The sequence below is a fragment of the Methylobacterium sp. Leaf85 genome, assembly GCF_001422125.1.
GTDB classification, from domain to species: domain Bacteria; phylum Pseudomonadota; class Alphaproteobacteria; order Rhizobiales; family Beijerinckiaceae; genus Methylobacterium; species Methylobacterium bullatum.
This window is the reverse complement of sequence record NZ_LMME01000012.1, coordinates 90214-107130: the sequence shown is the minus strand read 5'-3', so window position 1 is coordinate 107130 and position 16917 is coordinate 90214. Positions and strand designations below refer to the sequence as shown.

The 16917-nt window shown below is 68.5% G+C and carries 16 protein-coding genes; 7 read left to right on the top strand and 9 right to left on the bottom strand.

All coding sequences use genetic code 11. The features are described 5' to 3' along the window. Nucleotides 1–156: 156 nt before the first annotated feature. The 3 genes from ASF08_RS09210 to ASF08_RS09200 are packed head-to-tail and all read right to left on the bottom strand — an operon-like array spanning nt 157 to nt 2367. On the bottom strand, nt 157–666 hold the full coding sequence (locus tag ASF08_RS09210) for a dihydrofolate reductase (protein WP_200931841.1): 510 nt from the start codon (nt 664–666) through the stop codon (nt 157–159). Then, entirely contained in the window at nt 666–1460 is a 795-nt protein-coding gene (locus ASF08_RS09205; protein ID WP_018042567.1) for a thymidylate synthase, read from the bottom strand. The genes ASF08_RS09210 and ASF08_RS09205 overlap by 1 nt, the downstream gene beginning before the upstream one ends. Nucleotides 1461–1515: 55 nt before the next feature. Beyond that, a complete protein-coding gene (locus ASF08_RS09200; RefSeq protein WP_244474489.1) occupies nt 1516–2367 on the bottom strand; it encodes a CPBP family intramembrane glutamic endopeptidase in 852 nt (283 codons plus the stop codon). Nucleotides 2368–2639: 272 nt separating this feature from the next. Here ASF08_RS09200 and ASF08_RS09195 point away from each other — a divergent pair, with 272 nt between their 5' ends. After that, a complete protein-coding gene (locus tag ASF08_RS09195; RefSeq protein ID WP_056144110.1) occupies nt 2640–3284 on the top strand; it encodes an SspB family protein in 645 nt (214 codons plus the stop codon). Between the two features lie 315 nt (nt 3285–3599). Here the strand turns inward: ASF08_RS09195 and ASF08_RS09190 are convergent, their stop codons facing one another. Next, a complete protein-coding gene (locus ASF08_RS09190; RefSeq protein ID WP_056144107.1) occupies nt 3600–4994 on the bottom strand; it encodes a cytochrome P450 in 1395 nt (464 codons plus the stop codon). A 138-nt stretch (nt 4995–5132) separates the two neighbouring features. Between ASF08_RS09190 and fumC the strand changes: the two genes are divergently transcribed. The 3 genes from fumC to ASF08_RS09175 are packed head-to-tail and all read left to right on the top strand — an operon-like array spanning nt 5133 to nt 7044. Next, nucleotides 5133–6557: a class II fumarate hydratase gene (fumC, locus tag ASF08_RS09185; RefSeq protein ID WP_056144106.1), complete on the top strand. Its 1425-nt coding sequence runs from the start codon at nt 5133–5135 to the stop codon at nt 6555–6557. Between the two features lie 11 nt (nt 6558–6568). After that, complete coding sequence (locus tag ASF08_RS25750; protein ID WP_056144103.1) at nt 6569–6829, top strand: DUF4169 family protein; 261 nt, start codon at nt 6569–6571, stop codon at nt 6827–6829. Then, nucleotides 6826–7044 carry a ribbon-helix-helix domain-containing protein gene (locus tag ASF08_RS09175; RefSeq protein WP_056144100.1) on the top strand — a complete coding sequence of 73 codons (219 nt, stop codon included), beginning with the start codon at nt 6826–6828 and terminating at the stop codon, nt 7042–7044. The genes ASF08_RS25750 and ASF08_RS09175 overlap by 4 nt, the downstream gene beginning before the upstream one ends. A gap of 12 nt (nt 7045–7056) precedes the next feature. Here ASF08_RS09175 and ASF08_RS09170 read toward each other — a convergent pair whose 3' ends face one another. Further along, on the bottom strand, nt 7057–7824 hold the full coding sequence (locus tag ASF08_RS09170) for a helix-turn-helix domain-containing protein (protein ID WP_056144097.1): 768 nt from the start codon (nt 7822–7824) through the stop codon (nt 7057–7059). A gap of 86 nt (nt 7825–7910) precedes the next feature. Here ASF08_RS09170 and ASF08_RS09165 point away from each other — a divergent pair, with 86 nt between their 5' ends. Beyond that, complete coding sequence (locus ASF08_RS09165) at nt 7911–8885, top strand: MBL fold metallo-hydrolase (RefSeq protein WP_056144094.1); 975 nt, start codon at nt 7911–7913, stop codon at nt 8883–8885. Between the two features lie 91 nt (nt 8886–8976). Here the strand turns inward: ASF08_RS09165 and ASF08_RS09160 are convergent, their stop codons facing one another. The 4 genes from ASF08_RS09160 to ASF08_RS09145 all read right to left on the bottom strand — a co-directional run bounded on the left by ASF08_RS09160 (nt 8977) and on the right by ASF08_RS09145 (nt 14387). Then, a complete protein-coding gene (locus tag ASF08_RS09160) occupies nt 8977–10362 on the bottom strand; it encodes a heterodisulfide reductase-related iron-sulfur binding cluster (RefSeq protein ID WP_056144091.1) in 1386 nt (461 codons plus the stop codon). Between the two features lie 196 nt (nt 10363–10558). After that, complete coding sequence (locus tag ASF08_RS09155; protein WP_056144086.1) at nt 10559–11746, bottom strand: FAD-binding protein; 1188 nt, start codon at nt 11744–11746, stop codon at nt 10559–10561. Nucleotides 11747–11834: 88 nt separating this feature from the next. After that, nucleotides 11835–13283 carry a lipopolysaccharide biosynthesis protein gene (locus ASF08_RS09150; RefSeq protein ID WP_056144083.1) on the bottom strand — a complete coding sequence of 483 codons (1449 nt, stop codon included), beginning with the start codon at nt 13281–13283 and terminating at the stop codon, nt 11835–11837. 102 nt (nt 13284–13385) lie between these two features. Continuing rightward, complete coding sequence (locus ASF08_RS09145; protein WP_018042555.1) at nt 13386–14387, bottom strand: magnesium transporter CorA family protein; 1002 nt, start codon at nt 14385–14387, stop codon at nt 13386–13388. A gap of 214 nt (nt 14388–14601) precedes the next feature. Between ASF08_RS09145 and groES the strand changes: the two genes are divergently transcribed. Both groES and groL read left to right on the top strand, forming a co-directional pair. Next, nucleotides 14602–14889, top strand: coding sequence for a co-chaperone GroES (gene groES, locus ASF08_RS09140; RefSeq protein ID WP_018042554.1), 288 nt, complete (start codon nt 14602–14604; stop codon nt 14887–14889). 93 nt (nt 14890–14982) lie between these two features. After that, the gene (gene groL / locus ASF08_RS09135; protein ID WP_018042553.1) at nt 14983–16626 is read left to right on the top strand and encodes a chaperonin GroEL; all 1644 of its coding nucleotides are present in this window, start codon (nt 14983–14985) and stop codon (nt 16624–16626) included. The last annotated feature ends 291 nt before the right edge of the window (nt 16627–16917 follow it).

Genomic DNA, 16917 nt, shown 5'->3' with positions numbered 1-16917 from the left:
TCGTTCGAAGGCGGCCCGCCGCGCTCTCGCCTCGGGCCGATCCGTCCCACGGTACTGAGTGTCGCCACTCCGTCCTGTCAAGGCTGGCAAGTGGGCATCACGAAGAGGAAAGGCAACAGCGCCGAGCGCTCTTGCGCGATGCGTCGCGGCGTAGAGTTACCGGACCCGTTCCAGATCAACGAACGCGAAGCCGCATTCATCCCGCTCGCCAGGCGGATGCGCGACACGCGAGACTTCGCGGAAATCCCCCGCGTCGTAGGCCGGGAACACCGTATCCCCCTCCGGGCCGATCTCGACCTCGGTGAAGTGGATGCGGTCGGCATGGGGCAGCGCCAGGGCATAGATCTCGCCGCCCCCCGCCACCATCAGCTCCTCCGCCCCCCCCGCCGCCGCCAGGGCGCCTGCCCAATCGTGGACGACGGCCACGTCGGCGGCCGAGAACGACCGGTCGCGGGTCAGCACGAGGATGCGCCGGCCCGGCAGCGGCCGGCCGATCGATTCGTAGGTCTTGCGGCCCATCAGGACCGGCTTGCCCATGGTCAGCGCCTTGAAGCGGCGCAGGTCGCTGCCGAGGCGCCAGATCAGGCCGTTGTCGCGGCCGATGACCCCGTTGCGGGCCACCGCCGCGATGAGACTGATGCGGGGGCGATGGATGTCGGACGCCATCAGACCGCCACCGGCGCGCGGATGGCGGGATGCGGTTCGTACCCTTCGATGGCGATGTCCTCGAATCGAAAATCGAACACCGAGCGGACCTCCGGGGCGAGGACGAGGCGCGGCAGAGGACGCTGCTCCCGCGTGAGCTGCAGCCGGGCCTGTTCGAGATGGTTCACGTAGAGATGGGCGTCGCCGAGCGTGTGGACGAAGTCTCCCGGCTCCAGGCCCGTCACCTGGGCGATCATCGCCGTGAGCAGCGCATAGGAGGCGATGTTGAACGGCACGCCGAGGAACACGTCGGCCGAGCGCTGATAGAGCTGGCACGAGAGCCGGCCGTCGGCGACGTAGAACTGGAACAAGCAATGGCAGGGCGCCAGCGCCATCCTGTCGAGGTCGGCCGGGTTCCAGGCCGAGACGATCAGCCGGCGCGAATCGGGGTTTCGCCGTATCTCGTCCACGAGCCAGGAGATCTGGTCCACGGCGCCGCCGTCGGGCTTGGCCCACGAACGCCATTGCTTCCCGTAGACCGGCCCGAGATCGCCGTTCGCATCGGCCCATTCGTCCCAGATCGTGACGCCGTTGGCCTGCAGGGCGCGCACGTTGGTGTCGCCGGTGAGGAACCACAGCAATTCATGGATGATCGAGCGCAGGTGCAGCTGCTTCGTCGTGACGAGGGGAAAGCCCTCCGCCAGGTCGAAGCGCATCTGGTGGCCGAAGACCGAGAGCGTCCCCGTGCCGGTCCGGTCGTCCTTGCGCGTTCCCTCGGAGAGGATGCGTTCGAGAAGCTGATGATAGGCGTGCATCGGGGTCCCGTGTTGCATCTCCCGCGATACCGCGAACGGGGCCGCGAGGCGAGCGTCAGGCGGGCGCCGGCCACAGCAAGTAGGCGACCACGGCGAGATTGCTCCAGACGTGCAGCAGGATGCAGGGCCAGAGCCGCCCGGTCCGCCAGCGCAGCCAGCCGAGCATCAGGGCCAGGGGAATCAGCGAGACCGGGCGGGCGATGCTGCCGACCTGGATGTGAAGCAGCACGAACAGGGCGGAGGTGGAGAGGATCGCACCCCACGGCTTGAGGAAGCGCGAGGCCCGCTCGAACATCGCCCCGCGCATGAGCACCTCTTCCGCCACCGGCGCCAGCACGATGGTGAAGGCGAGCCAGGCGATGGCTCCGGTCCTGCTGAGCAGCGGCGACAGGCCGACATTGCGGCCGAAGGCCATGTGGAAGACCTCCGCCGTCCCGATCACCCACAGGATGTGGAGGAACGGCCAGAGCAGGAGGATGGCGAGAAGCCGCGAGGGCGCGAGGCCAGGCGCCTCCACGGGGGTCAGCGCGAGCCTGGCGCGCCACGCCTCGCCACCGGACCGGATCGCCGCGCCGATGACGATGGCGACGATGAGGCACTGGCGCAGGATATCGCTCGCCACCTCGCGCAGGACCAGCTGCTGCGGATACAACCGGGGGCGGCGGGCCTCGGTGGCGAACGGGTCTATGCCCTGCAGGATGTCCGCGCCGACGCGCACGACGAGCAGGGCGGCGATGGCCGCCGCGAGCATCACGAACAGGGTCGCCAGGACGAGGCCGATGGCATCGCGAAACGCCGCCGCGGCGAGGCGGATCGGGGACCGGCGCGGCCGCGCGCCACCGGTGGCGGCCAGCATTGCGCCGATTGCCCGGTCGTCGGACAACTCCACGTCAGGATCGGGCTTCAAAAGCGACGCCTCTCCCTCTATATTCGTGTCGTTCGGTCGAGAGGCCGAACTGGGTGCCTGACAATCTTCGGCCGAGGCCGCTCGATCCCGGCGCTTTCACCAGAATCCCGGGTACGTGGATACGGTGTCAATTCACCGCCCCCCGTGGAGACCACGGTGGGAACGGCGCGATTGAAACCGGCGCCCGAGTCCGGCAAGCCTTCACGTCAATTCACCGACCCGGTGCGCCGTCGGCGCGACATTCCGGCAGGTACCGGGCAAAGCGACAAGCGATGGCAGACGATCTCATCCGTTACGACCTCTTGGTTCAGGATGCCCTGCGCGGCGTCGTGCGCAAGGTGCTGACCGACGCGGCCCGCGAAGGTCTCGCCGGCGAGCACCATTTCTACGTGTCGTTCCGGACGGAGGCGCCGGGGGTGCGGATGTCGCAGCGCCTGCGGGAAAAGTACCCCCAGGACATGACCATCGTCCTCCAGCATCAGTTCTGGGATCTCGGCGTCACCGAGCATTCCTTCGAGGTCGGCCTGTCCTTCTCCGGGGTTCCCGAGCGCCTGCTCGTGCCCTTCGACGCCTTGAGCGGGTTCTTCGACCCCTCGGTCCAGTTCGGCCTCAAGTTCGACCTGAACGAGGCGGCGGACGAGGACGCGCAGGACGATGCGCCGCAACCTCACGGCACGAAGAACGCCACGCGGGGCGCGGCCTCCGAGCCGAGCGAGATCATGCCGAAGGGCAACGCCGTCTCGGCGATCGGCGCCAGCGTGCCCAAGCTCCTCCCCGCGCAGGGCGCGAGCCAGAACCTCGACAAGACCGGGGACGGTCCCGACGGCAAGGCGGCGCGCCCCGCGGCCAAGAAGCCCGACGGCGGCGAAGCTGGTGCCGAAGTCGTCAGCCTCGACGCTTTCCGGAAGAAGAGCTGAGATTAAAGTCGCTTCGCTGCTTTTCGCGATGCCCGACGAATCGGGCTGTGCCTCGCTCCACCCGTCCGGGGCTACTTGATTCACGCAATTGCTCGACGGCTGTTCCCGTTATTCAAGAGGGTTCGGCGTGAAGCGCGACGGGCTCCCTCTCTGGAAGGAGAGGAAACCCGCGGATTGTGTGAGTGCCGTAGCCGTCTGGGGAAGGGACGTGGGTTACACTGAGTCTGCGCGACCGCGGTCGTGAGACCCCGCCCGCCTCTCTCGGACATTTGCACAGCGTAGCGGACGGTGATCCGCGACCCGCCGTAGCGAGTCTCAGCCCCGCCGCTCCACCTGCATCCGCAAGCCATGTTCCGGCCGCAGCGTCACCCGCTGGAGCGGCGTGACGGGGGCGTGGTCGGGTGACAGCGAGAAGCGCGCGGCGCGGGCGATGTGCGCCAGCACGATCACCGCCTCCTGCAGCGAGAAGCTCTGGCCGATGCAGACGCGGGGGCCTGCGCCGAACGGCAGATAGGAGAAGCGCTGAACGGTGGCCCGGTTCTCCGGCAGGAAGCGCTCCGGCATGAACGCCTCGGGATCGTCCCACAGGGTGCGGTGGCGGTGGAGCACGTAGGGCGCCACCATGATGAGCGAGCCCTTGGGGATCTTGATCCGGCCGATCCGATCCTCCGCGATGGCCTGACGGCTCAGGAACGGCACCGGCGGGAACAGCCGCATCGTCTCTTCCATCACCGCCTTGGTGAAGGGGAGCGCGTCGGCATCGAACCCGTCGCCCTGCACGGCATCCACCTCGCGCTCGACGCGGGCACGGGCCTCGTGATCCTGCGACAGACAATAGAGCGCCCAGGTGAGCGCGTTCGCCGTGGTCTCGTGGCCGGCGGCGATGAAGGTGACGATGTTGGCTTTGACCTCCAGATCGCTGAGGCCCTTGCCGGTTTCCGGGTCCTGCGCCTGAAGCAGCAGGGTCAGCAGGTCGGAGGGGGCCGTTCCGGCGTCGAGCTGGGTGCGCCGGCGCGCGATGAGGGCGTTCACTACCTCCTCGAAGAAGCGGATGGCCGGCCGCGCCCGGAGCCGGCCGATGCGCGGCACGAAAGCCGGCACGCCGAACACGTCCATCGGGTCCACCGGCCCGACCGATTCGAGGAACCGGGTGATGGCGCGGCCCAGCGCATCGGGGTCGCTGGAAAGACCCTCGGTGAAGATCGTCCGCTCCAGCACGTCGAGGGTGACGCGGGTCATTTCCAGGGGCACGTCGACGGTGGTGGCGTCGCGCCGGGCGAGGCGGCGGCCGATTCGCGCGCCCGCCTCGTTCATGGGGGCGGCGAAGCCGAGGACGTGGCGGGCCGAGAAGATCGGCGCCAGGGTGCGCCGCTGCAGCTTCCACTCCTCGCCCTCCGCCGTGAGGAGGCCGTTGCCGAGCCCCGGCGCGAGCACCCGGCGCTGCAGGTCGTCCTTACGGTAGTTGGCGGCGTTCTCCACGAACAGGTAGCGGATCAGGGCCGGGTCGCTGACCACGGTGACGCGGCCCATCGCGCCTTCGCGCGCCACCACGGGCTCCACGAAATGCTCGTCGAGCCAGGTGGTGATCGGGTTGGCGCGCACCGCCTTGAGGAAGGCGAGCAACCCCGGCTGTTCGCGCCGGGGGCGCGGGACGACGGGGCGGAAGCGCGGGAGGGCGTCGGGCTCCAGGGTCGCGGCGTCCAACGGCATCGGCAATCGTCCTCGCTTCGTCCCGGAGCGTGCCTGACTCCGGCACGGACCTGTGACGCCTTTGAAAGAAAGCACCATCGCGGTTTTCGGCCGCACCGTTTAAGTAGGGCCGCATACCCCGCCATCTAAGAGGCCACGATGTCGCCGCTCGAAAGCCCCACCGAAACGTCCGCCACCCGGACCGAGTCCGACACGTTCGGCCCCATCGAGGTTCCGGCCCATCGCTACTGGGGCGCGCAGACCCAGCGCTCGATCCAGAACTTCAAGATCGGCACCGAGAAGATGCCGGCCCCCCTCGTCCATGCCCTCGGGATGGTGAAGCAGGCCGCCGCCCTGGTGAACCAGGATCTCGGCGCCCTCGACCCGAAGGTGGCCCAGGCCGTCGCCGCCTCCGCCGCCGAGGTGGTGTCGGGCGAGCACGACCAGGAATTCCCCCTCGTGGTCTGGCAGACGGGCTCGGGCACCCAGTCGAACATGAACGCCAACGAGGTCATCGCGAGCCTGGCCAACGAGCTGCTCGGCGGAAAGCGCGGCGGCAAGTCGCCGGTCCACCCCAACGACCACGTGAATCGCGGCCAATCCTCCAACGACGTGTTCCCCACGGCGATGCACATCGCGGTCTCGCGCGAGATCAACGACCGGCTGCTGCCCTCCCTGAAGCACCTGCACGACGCGCTCCAGGCGAAGTCCGAGGCATTCGCCGACATCGTCAAGATCGGGCGCACCCATTTGCAGGACGCGACGCCCGTCTCCCTCGGCCAGGAATTTTCCGGCTACGTCGCGCAGGTGGCGCTGGGCACCGAGCGGGTGAAGGCGACGCTTCCGGGCGTGCTTGCTCTCGCGCAGGGCGGCACGGCGGTCGGCACCGGCCTCAACGCCCATCCGGAATTCGCGGAGAAGTTCGCGGCCAAGGTCGCCGAGCTGACCGGCCTGCCCTTCACCTCGGCCGCCAACAAGTTCGAGGCGCTGGCCACCCACGACGCCCTCGTCTTCACGCAGGGCGCGCTGTCCGCCCTGGCGGCGGGCCTGTTCAAGATCGCCCAGGACATCCGCTTCCTCGGCTCCGGCCCGCGCTCGGGCCTCGGCGAACTCTCCCTGCCGGAGAACGAGCCGGGCTCGTCGATCATGCCGGGCAAGGTCAACCCGACGCAGTGCGAGGCCCTGACCATGGTCTGCGCCCAGGTGATCGGCAACGGCACCACGGTGAGCTTCGCCGGCTCCCAGGGTAATTTCGAGCTCAACGTGTTCAAGCCGGTCATCGCCAACGCGGTGCTGCAATCGATCCGCATCCTCGCCGATGCGGCCGTGAGCTTCGCCGACAATTGCGTCGTCGGCATCAAGGCCAACGAGGACAAGATCGCCGACTTGATGAGCCGCTCGCTCATGCTGGTGACGGCGCTCGCCCCCTCCATCGGCTACGACAAGGCCGCCGAGATCGCCAAGACCGCGCACAAGCGCGGCACCACCCTGAAGGAAGAGGCCCTGCGCCTCGGCTACGTCACGGAGGAGGAGTTCGACCGCGTCGTGCGCCCCGAGACCATGCTGGCACCGAGCGTCGACTGACGGGGAAGCTCATGGCCGAGATCATCAACCTGCGCTCGGTCCGCAAGGGCAAGGCGCGGGCCGAGAAGGAGGCGAAGGCGGAGGACAACCGCATCGCCTTCGGCCTGCCGAAGAAGGCCAGGACCCTGGCCGAGGCCAAGAAGGCCATCGAGTTCTCGCGCGTGAGCGAGGGTCGGGAGAGGGGAGCGCCATCTCCGGAGAGGTCGCCCCCTCTCCCGCCTGCTCCGCAGGCACCCTCCCCCGCAGAGGGGGGAGGGTTGCGCGCCCGATGACCACCGGCACCACCAAACGCTCGGTGATGATCGCCGGCCACCGGACCAGCGTGTCGTTGGAGACGCCGTTCTGGGAGGCTTTGCGCGAGATCGCCGCCGCCCGCGGGCAGTCGGTTCAGGTGCTGATCGGCGAGATCGACGAAGCGCGGGGCGCGCAGAACCTGTCCTCGGCGATCCGGGTGTTCGTGCTGGCCGAAGTGCGCCGGCCGAACTGAAGCCGTGGGCGTCTATGGACGCCGGATACCGACGAGGCTCGCCGAGGCGGGCGCGCCGAACGTCTCGCGGAAGGCGTTGGCGAAATGGGCCTGATCGGCGAACGCCGCATCGTGGGCCGCTCCCGTGAAGGTTTCACCCCGAATGACGGCGTCGATAGCCCGCCGCATGCGCAGCCACGACCGATAGCGCCGGAACGGAACTCCGACCTCGCGGGTGAATAGGTGTTGCATCCGCGAGGATGACAGCCCGACGGAGGCCGCGAGGCGCGGTGCCGACATGCCCGTGTCCTGGCAGGTGCCGAGGTCGGCCATGATCCGGGCGATGCGCCCATCGAGCGTCGGTCCGTTCCGGCGCACCGCGAAACCGGCGAGATCGGCGATGGCCTGCCCGGCCCAGACCGTGGCGCGCGGGCATTCGTAGAGCGCACGCAAGGGCTCGATCTCACCCCGCATGGCGACGCGTGCCCCGTCGATGTCCTCGCCGGCGGCGATCAGGCCCAGAAGAGCCCGCGCTCCCGCCTCCGGCTCGAGATAGAGCACGGCCAGGGGGTCGCCGGCGCAATCGAGTTCGTGCCGCATCCCGGCCGGGACGAAAGCCGTGCGGCAGGCGATCCACGGACCGGGCCTGAACCGGATGCGGAAGGGGCCATACAGGCCCGCCAGATAGACCGGCGCACCATGCTGGTGGCTGGCGTTGTAGGCGAGCGGTCCGGCAAAGAAGGTATGCCCGCCCTCGACGTGCCAAAGGGGGCCGAGGGCGGGGGCAGCACGTTCGTTCAAGCGGTGTCCCCTCCCCACGCGCTAGGCCGGTCATCCCCGCCTCGCGGCCCACCGGCGCGGCGGGGTCAGCCGGAGATCCTGCGACGATGATCACATTGAGCCGCCGCCTTGTCACGGGCGCCCTCGCGGGCCTCGCTCTTTCCGGCGCGAGGCCGGCCCTGGCCGGTGCGGCCGCCCTGGCCGAGGCGTCGGCGTCGCGGCGCATCCGGCTCGGCGCCTTCACCATCACCACCTTGCTCGATGCGGACGAGACCATCGACGGGCCATGGCCGATCGTCGGCGAGGACCGCCCGAGAGAGGAGGTGCAAGCGCTGATGCGGGAGAACCGGCTTGCCCCGGACCGCTTCACGCCGGGCTTCACCCCGACGCTGATCGAGACCGGCACACAGCGCATCCTCTTCGATACCGGAAACGGCGAGGTCGGCTTCATCCCCAGGCCGGCGGGAGGGCGGCTGGGTCAGGCGCTACGGCGCGCCGGAATTGCGCCGGAGACGATCGACCTCGTGGTGATCACGCATTGCCATACGGATCATATCGGCGGCCTCCTGGACGGCGGTGTTCCGCAATTTCCCAACGCGGCCTACGTCGTGGGAGAGGCGGAATACCGCTTCTGGACCGCGGAGGAGCGCCTGTCGGCGCCGGCGGACAGCAACACCTACCGATCGGCAGCGGTGGTGCGCAGCCACCTCGTCCCGCTGCGCGAACGCATCCGCTTCGTCGGACCCGGCGACACGGTCGCGCCCGGCATCGACGTGGTGGCCGCCTTCGGGCACACGCCGGGGCACCTTGCCTTCCATTGCGAGAGCGAGGGGCAACGGATGCTCGTGTGGGGCGATTGCGCCCATCATGAGGTGGCATCCCTGATTCACCCCGAATGGCACGCGTTGTTCGATCTCGACAAGGATCAGGGCATCGCGACCCGTCGGGCGATCTACGCGATGGCCGCCACCGAAAGGCTGCTGGTGGCGGGCTATCACACCGCGTTCCCGTCGCTCGGCCATGTCGAACCGCGAGGGACGGGCTATCGCTGGATTCCGGTGAGCGAACCCGGAATGCCCTGAGCCCCCTCTTCCCGTCCGCGGCCGATCCGACCCGTCGACAGGACATGCGCAGGTCTAGGCGAAATGCGGAGGTGTAGGCGCCACTTCGGGCCTACTCCGCCGCCTCCAGCACCCGCGTCCCGCCCAATCCTTCCAGTACCGCCGGCTTCGGCCCGCCCGTCGCCCAGTCCAGCAGTTCCACCGTGTGCACGATGGGGATGCGCGTGCCGTTCCCGATCTGCGTGGCGCAGCCGATATTGCCGGTGGCGATGAGATCGGGGCGCATGCGCTCGATATTGGCCACCTTCCGGTCGCGCAGGCGCCCGGCGATCTCCGGCTGGAGGATGTTGTAGGTGCCGGCCGAGCCGCAGCAGATATGGCCCTCGGGCACGTCCTTCACGGTGAAGCCGGCCTTCTTGAGCAGGTTCTTCGGCTCGGTGCGGATGCCCTGGCCGTGCTGCATCGAGCAGGCGGAATGGTAGGCGACCACGAGGTCGCTCTCGAACAGGGGCGGCATCAGGCCGAGGCTGGCGACGTATTCGGTGACGTCCTTGGCGAGGGCCGAGACCCGCGCCGCCTTGTCCGCATAGGCCGGGTCGTCGCGGAACATGAAGCCGTAATCCTTGATCGTCGTGCCGCAGCCCGAGGCCGTGACGATGATCGCGTCGAGGCCGTCGCCGTCCATCTCGGCGATCCAGGCATCGATGGTGCGCTTGGCCTGGGCGTGGGAGGTCTCGGACTTGCCCATATGGTGGGTGAGCGCGCCGCAGCACCCCTCCCCCTTCGCCTGGACCACCTCGACGCCGTGGCGGGTGAGAAGCCGGACCGCCGCCTCGTTGAAATCCGGCCGCAACACGCTCTGGGCGCAGCCGCGCAGGAGGGCGACCCGTCCGGCGCGGGCGGGCGCGGCCTCGCCCTGGAGCAGGGCGCTGGCTTCCCGCGCGCGGTTGTCGGCGGGGAAGGTGCCGGGCCGGTCGTTGACGGTGCGGTTGGGCAGGAGCGCGGGGGCGAGGTCGAGCATCGCCGCGAGACGGTTGCCGACACGGGGCAACTGCGCGACGAGGGGCCGGAACGGCGAGCCGATCTTGGCGGCCAGGAGCGCCAGGCGGAAGCGGTTCGGATACGGCAGCACGAAGGCGAGCACGCTGCGCAGGAGCCTGTCGCTCAACGGCCGGCGATAGGTCTCCTCGATATGCGTGCGGGCGTGATCCACGAGGTGCATGTAATGCACGCCGGACGGACAGGTCGTCATGCAGGACAGGCAGGACAGGCAGCGGTCGACATGCTTGACCACCTCGGGCGTCGCCGGCTTGCCGCCCTCCAGCATGTCCTTGATGAGGTAGATGCGACCGCGCGGGGAATCGAGTTCGTCGCCGAGGAGGAGATAGGTCGGGCAGGTGGCGGTGCAGAACCCGCAATGCACGCAGGTCCGCAGGATCTTCTCGGACGCCGCCATCGCCGGCTCGGCAAGCTGCGTCAGGCTGAAATTGGTCTGCACGGCGTTTCCTCGGGGTCCCGATACGTCAGCCCGCCCGGCGATTTTCCACCGCACGGCGCTGTTTCCCGCAGCTTAGAAGGAATTCGGGCGGAAGCCGAGGCTTGGAACGGCTCTAAGCGGCAGCCTGCCGCACCCCGACGGCGCGGATGGCACAGACCGGCGGACGCGCTCCCCACGAGCGCTCGCCGCGCACCGGTCAGATGCCCGCATACATCCGGCCGGGGTTGAACACCCCCTTCGGATCATGGGCCGCCTTGATCCCGGCCGTCATCCGCAGCAGGGGATCGGACAGGGGCTCGAAGACGGCGGTGGCCGCGCGGACCGCGTCCGGCGCCCGCACCAGGGTGGCGTGGCCTCCGGTGGAGCGCAGGACGTCGCGGATGGTCTCGGCGCCGGCATCGCCCTCGGAAGAGGTGGCGAGCCAGACGAGGCCGCCGCCCCAATCGTAGAACCAGCGCGCCTGGCGCCGCGCCGCGATGGCGGCGGTGACGGCGGGTCCTTTGGTCGGCGTGGTGGAAATCCGCCATACGGCGGCCGCGCGCGGTTCCGTCAGCGGGATCACGTCGCGGATGGCAGCCCACAGGACGGCGCCGATCCCGTCCTCGATGATCTCCGGCTCGCCGAAGCGCCGCAGGAGCTTGCGCAACTCGCCGAGGCGATAATCGAGGGAGTCCGAAAAGCCCTCCAGGCGCATCAGGGTGCGTGGGCTCGGCCCGTCGAGGCCGCTCGGCAGGTGAGCGGCGCCGGTGAGTTCGAACGGCGATCCGAGGGCAGCGCTGAGGGCCGCCACCGCCGTGGCGTCGTCCAGGCCGGAAAAGGCCAGGGTTGCCGTCCGTTCCTGCACCGGCAGCACCTTGAAGGTCACCTCGGTGAGGAGGCCGAGGGTGCCCCACGAGCCGGCCATGAGCTTGACGAGGTCGAGGCCGGTGACGTTCTTCATCACCCGCCCGCCGGACTTGATGGCCTCGCCGCGCCCGTTGACGAAGCGGACGCCGATCAGGCTGTCGCGGGCCGCGCCCGCATTGATCCGGCGCGGTCCGGCATTGTTGGTGGCCGCCACCGCGCCGAAGGTGGGCTCGCCGCCCGAGCCCATCAGGATGCGGTGGTCCATCGGCTCGAAGGGCAGCATCTGGCCGCGTTCCGCCAGCAGGGCCTGCACCTGCGCGAGGGGAGTGCCGGCGCGGGCGGCGACCACCATCTCGGCCGGTTCGTAGAGGGTGACGCCGGAGAGTTTCAGGGAGGAGAGGGTCGATTCGTCCTGCGCAGGGCGGCCGATGGCGGCCTTGGTGCCCCCGCCAACGAGGCGCATCGGCTCGGCGCGGCCGGCCGCATCGGCGACGATGGCTTGCGCCTCGCCTTCGTCCTGAGGCTCGTATGTCCGCATCGTTTCCCGCCCGTTGTGATGCTCGCCGGCATCCTTTGCCGAACCATATGCGGGAAGCGGTGCCCCCCTTTCAAGCGGCGCTCCTGTCTCAGGCGGTCGGGGTGACGGTGCGCTGCCGCAGATACGCGGCGGCGAGGCTGCGCAGGCCGGCGATGTCGAACAGCGCCACGAGCAGGACGTAGACCAGCACGCCGAGGGGCAGGGAGATGGCGAGGGCCATGGCCGGGTCCATGTGCCGGAACGGCGCGAGGCAGGCCATCATCGCCAGGGTGGCGGTGCAGGCGGCAAAGACGTCCCACCAGTCGATGCGCAGGCGCTGCGGTCCGGCAAGAGCGCGGACCGCCAGCCACAGGGTCGAGGCGACGAGGCCGGCGCTCTGCGCCATGGCGATGCCGGGCGCCCCGAAATGCGTGGGCAGGACGATCAGGCAGACGGCGTTCACGGCGAGGCCGACGATGGCGGCGGCGATGACCGGCACCGTCTTGCGGCGGATCTGGAAGATCGGGTTGAGGCCGAAATTGAGCAGCGTGCCGCAGAGCAGGCCGGGAATGAGGATCAGTGCGTAGAGGGCGAAGGGCCCGCGATACGCCTCCGGCACGATGAGCCCCTGGATCGCCGGAAGCACGGCCCAGAGCCCGCCGGCGCAGGGCACCATCAGGGCCACCACGATGCCCGCGTTGCGGCCGATCTGGGCCTCGGCCGCCACGTGGCCCTCGTGCTCGTCCACCCGCACGGCGAGCTGGAACAGGATGAGGTCGAGGGCCGTGCCGATCATGCTCAGGCTGCGGGTGGCGACATCGGCGGCCAGGGCGAAATAGCCGGCCTCCGCCAGTCCGAACCACATGGCGATGGCGCTGCGGTTGAGGAACGGCGTGATCTGGTAGATCGCGTTCGCGGCGATGAGCGGCAGCCCGTAGGCGCGAAACAGCCGCCAGGTCTCGCCCATGCGCACGCGGACGATGGGCACCTTCGGATCGAGCAGGGGCCTGCGCAGCACGAGGACGGGCAGGAACTGGCTGAGCCCGCAGGCGACGAGCACCCAGACCGGCTGGGGAAACAGCCAGGCCGCCCCCGCCATGAGCAGGAAGGCGAGGCCGTTCTTGACGATGGTCAGCTTCAGGTAGAGGCCGCCGTCGAAGCGTGCCCGCGTCAGGGCCGCGTGATAATCGAACAGGCCGATGCCGAAGGCGGCCAGCCCCGCCCCCGCCGCGATGGCGAAGCGCCCCTGCACATCCATCTCCACCGTCGCGCCGACCACCGCGCACAGGGCGGAGGCGACCAGCAGGACGAGGGCGAGGACGGCGTAGGCGCGGTCGAGCCCATGACGGATCCAGGGTTCCTCCTGCCGGACGCGGTTGGAATAGAACCGGGTGGCCGAGAGCCGAAGCCATTCGAAGACGAGGGTGTTGAGGACCACGGCGCCCGTGGTCGCGAGGCCGAACAGGCCGAAATCCGCCGGCCCCATCAGCTTGGCGAGGAGCAGGCCGAGGCAGAAATTGAGCCCGGCATTCAGGATGAAGGCGGCGATCACGGCCATGCGGTCGACTCTGGTCGCCGGAGGCCCGGCTCTGCTCCCGATCCTTGCGCGCCGGCCCGAAAAGAATTCCCTAAATCCCGAGCCGGCCGGGCCGCCCCCGCGTCAGAACCAGCCGCGCAGCTTGAAGAACACGACGGGGATGATCGCGCTGATGACGATCAGCGACAGACCATAGGGATAGCCATAGACCCAGTCGAGTTCCGGCATGTGCTTGAAGTTCATGCCGTACATGGAGGCGATGAGGGTCGGCGGAACGCCCACCACCGAGACCACGGTGAGCACGCGGAAGGTGTTGTTCTGCTCGATGTTGATGAGGCCGAGGGTGGCGTCGAGGAGAAACTGCACGTTCTCCGAAAGCCGGATCTCGAACTCGTCGAGGGAGGCGATGTCCCGGCGCAGGGTCTCGAAGCGTGGCATCTCCGTGGCGCCGAGGAGGTGCTCGCACTCACCGGCGACGAACGGGAGGATGCGCTCGAGACCGAGCAGGCTCGAGCGGATCTTGCCGAGCGCCTTGCCCCGCCGGCCGACGCTGCGGAGGATGCGGCGCAGCGCGAGATCGCGGCGGCGCGGGGTCTTGCCGGAATCGCCGGCGACACCCCCTGCCCTCACGTCGAAATCGAAGATCCGGGTGGAGAGCGCGTCGAGATCGGCGCCCATCTCCTCCAGGGCGTCGGCGAGGCTGTCCACCAGCTCCTCCACCAAGAGGAGGAAGATCTCGGTGCCGGTCTGGCAATCGCCGTCGCCGTCGCCGATGCGCTTCTTGACCTCCTCGAAGGCGCGCAGCTCGTTGAACCTGACCGTGATGAGCCGGTCCCGGGTCAGGACGAAGCCGAGCGGGGTCAGCTGCGAATCCACCTTGTCGAAGGTGATCATCGGGGTGGAGAGCGAGAGCCCGTTCTTGAGCCGCCGCAGCCGGCTGGAATTCTCGACCTCGCTCAGGGCTTTTCGCGAGGGGACGCGCAAGCCTGTGGCGGCCTCGATATGCTCCGCTTCCTCGGTGCTCGGATCGTTCAGATCGATCCAGATCGCGTGGCTCGGCACGCCGCCGCCATTGGCTGCGCCGGAATGCTCGACCGCGCCCTGCGGTCCCTGAAGACTGATCATGGGGTGATTGTCATCCGTCTGTCAGCGACCGGAGAGCAGAACATGCTGCGCAAACGCGGCATGACGCGTCGTCCGCGTCTTGACTCGCAAGGGGCTTGAGCCTACCTCCGCCCTTGCTTTGGCACTCTTCGCTCGGGAGTGCTAACAGCCTGGGTTGGGCGAGCCCTTCGGCCGCATCAACGCCATCCATGAATTTGAAGCAAGAGGGCAGCTCATGAAGTTCCGTCCGCTGCACGACCGTGTCGTCGTCCGCCGTATCGAAGGCGAAGAGAAGACCAAGGGGGGCATCATCATCCCCGATACCGCCAAGGAGAAGCCGCAAGAGGGCGAGATCGTCGCCGTCGGCCCTGGCGCCCGTGACGAGGCCGGCCGGGTGAACCCGCTCGACGTCAAGGCCGGTGACCGCGTCCTGTTCGGCAAGTGGTCCGGCACCGAAGTCAAGATCGACGGTCAGGACCTCCTGATCATGAAGGAATCCGACATTATGGGCGTCGTCGCCTAAAGCGACCCGGCCCTCTTCCTTCTTCCATCCGGGCCTTTCGAGCGCGCCCTTCGGTGAGCGCCTCAAGGCTCCCAACTAGATGAGGAACTGTAAATGGCAGCGAAAGAAGTACGCTTCGGCTCAGATGCCCGCGAGAAGATGCTCCGCGGCGTCGACATTCTCGCCGATGCAGTGAAGGTCACGCTCGGCCCCAAGGGTCGCAACGTCGTCATCGAGAAGAGCTTCGGCGCTCCCCGCATCACCAAGGACGGCGTCACCGTCGCCAAGGAGATCGAGCTCTCCGACAAGTTCGAGAACATGGGCGCCCAGATGGTGCGCGAAGTGGCCTCGAAGACTAACGACATCGCTGGCGACGGCACCACCACCGCCACCGTCCTGGCCCAGGCCATCGTCCGTGAAGGCGCCAAGTACGTCGCCGCCGGCATGAACCCGATGGACCTGAAGCGCGGCATCGACCTCGCCACCACCGCCGCCGTGAAGGACATCACGAGCCGCGCCAAGAAGGTCGCCTCGTCCGAGGAAGTCGCCCAGGTCGGCACCATCTCGGCCAATGGCGACAAGGAAATCGGCGAGATGATCGCCCACGCCATGCAGAAGGTCGGCAACGAGGGTGTCATCACCGTCGAGGAAGCCAAGACCGCCGAGACCGAGCTCGACGTCGTCGAGGGCATGCAGTTCGACCGCGGCTACCTCTCCCCGTACTTCATCACGAACGCGGAGAAGATGGTCGCCGAGCTCGAGGACCCCTACATCCTCATCCACGAGAAGAAGCTCTCGTCGCTCCAGGCGATGCTGCCGGTTCTCGAGGCCGTGGTGCAGACCGGCAAGCCGCTCGTCATCATCGCCGAGGACATCGAGGGTGAGGCTCTCGCCACGCTCGTCGTGAACAAGCTGCGCGGTGGCCTCAAGGTCGCTGCCGTCAAGGCTCCGGGCTTCGGCGATCGCCGCAAGGCCATGCTCGAGGACATCGCGATCCTGACCCAGGGTCAGATGATCGCCGAGGACCTCGGCATCAAGCTCGAGAACGTCACCCTCCCGATGCTCGGCCGCGCCAAGCGCATCCGCATCGAGAAGGAGACCACCACGATCATCGACGGTCTCGGCGAGAAGGCGGACATCGAAGCCCGCGTCGGCCAGATCAAGGCTCAGATCGAGGAAACCACCTCGGACTACGACCGTGAGAAGCTCCAGGAGCGCCTGGCCAAGCTCGCCGGCGGCGTCGCGGTCATCCGCGTCGGCGGCGCGACCGAGGTCGAGGTCAAGGAGAAGAAGGACCGCGTCGACGACGCGCTCAACGCCACCCGCGCTGCGGTGGAAGAGGGTATCGTTCCCGGCGGCGGCACCGCTCTCCTGCGTGCCCGTGAAGCCGTCCGCGCTCTCCAGAGCGACAATCCGGACGTCCAGGCCGGCATCAAGATCGTGCTGAAGGCCCTCGAGGCCCCGATCCGCCAGATCGCCGCCAACTCGGGCGTCGAAGGCTCGATCGTGGTCGGCAAGATCACCGACAACACCTCTTCGATCACCTACGGCTTCAACGCCCAGACCGAAGAGTATGTCGACATGATCCAGGCCGGCATCGTCGACCCGGCCAAGGTCGTGCGCACCGCTCTGCAGGACGCTTCCTCCATCGCCGGCCTCCTCGTCACCACCGAGGCCATGATCGCCGATGCTCCCAAGAAGGACGGCGGCGCTCCCCAGATGCCGGGCGGCGGCGGCATGGGCGGCATGGACTTCTAAGAAGTCCACGCTCTCCATCGGAACGGATGCTCTCGCGGTTTTGGCCGCGAGGGCGGAAAGGGTCGTCGCAAGACGGCCCTTTTTTCGTTGTGGGCGGGACATGTCGAGTGTCCGCGATCGGGCTACTGGATTTTCATACAGCTACGTTGTCGAAGCAGACCGCGTCCCTCTCCCCCTTGTGGGGAGAGGTTAGGAGTGGGGGTGGCTCCGCCAGCCTCCGCAGCAACAGGAGGGTCGCCCGACCACCCCCACCTCCAACTCCTCCCCACAAGGGGTAGGAGGGCCGCGCAT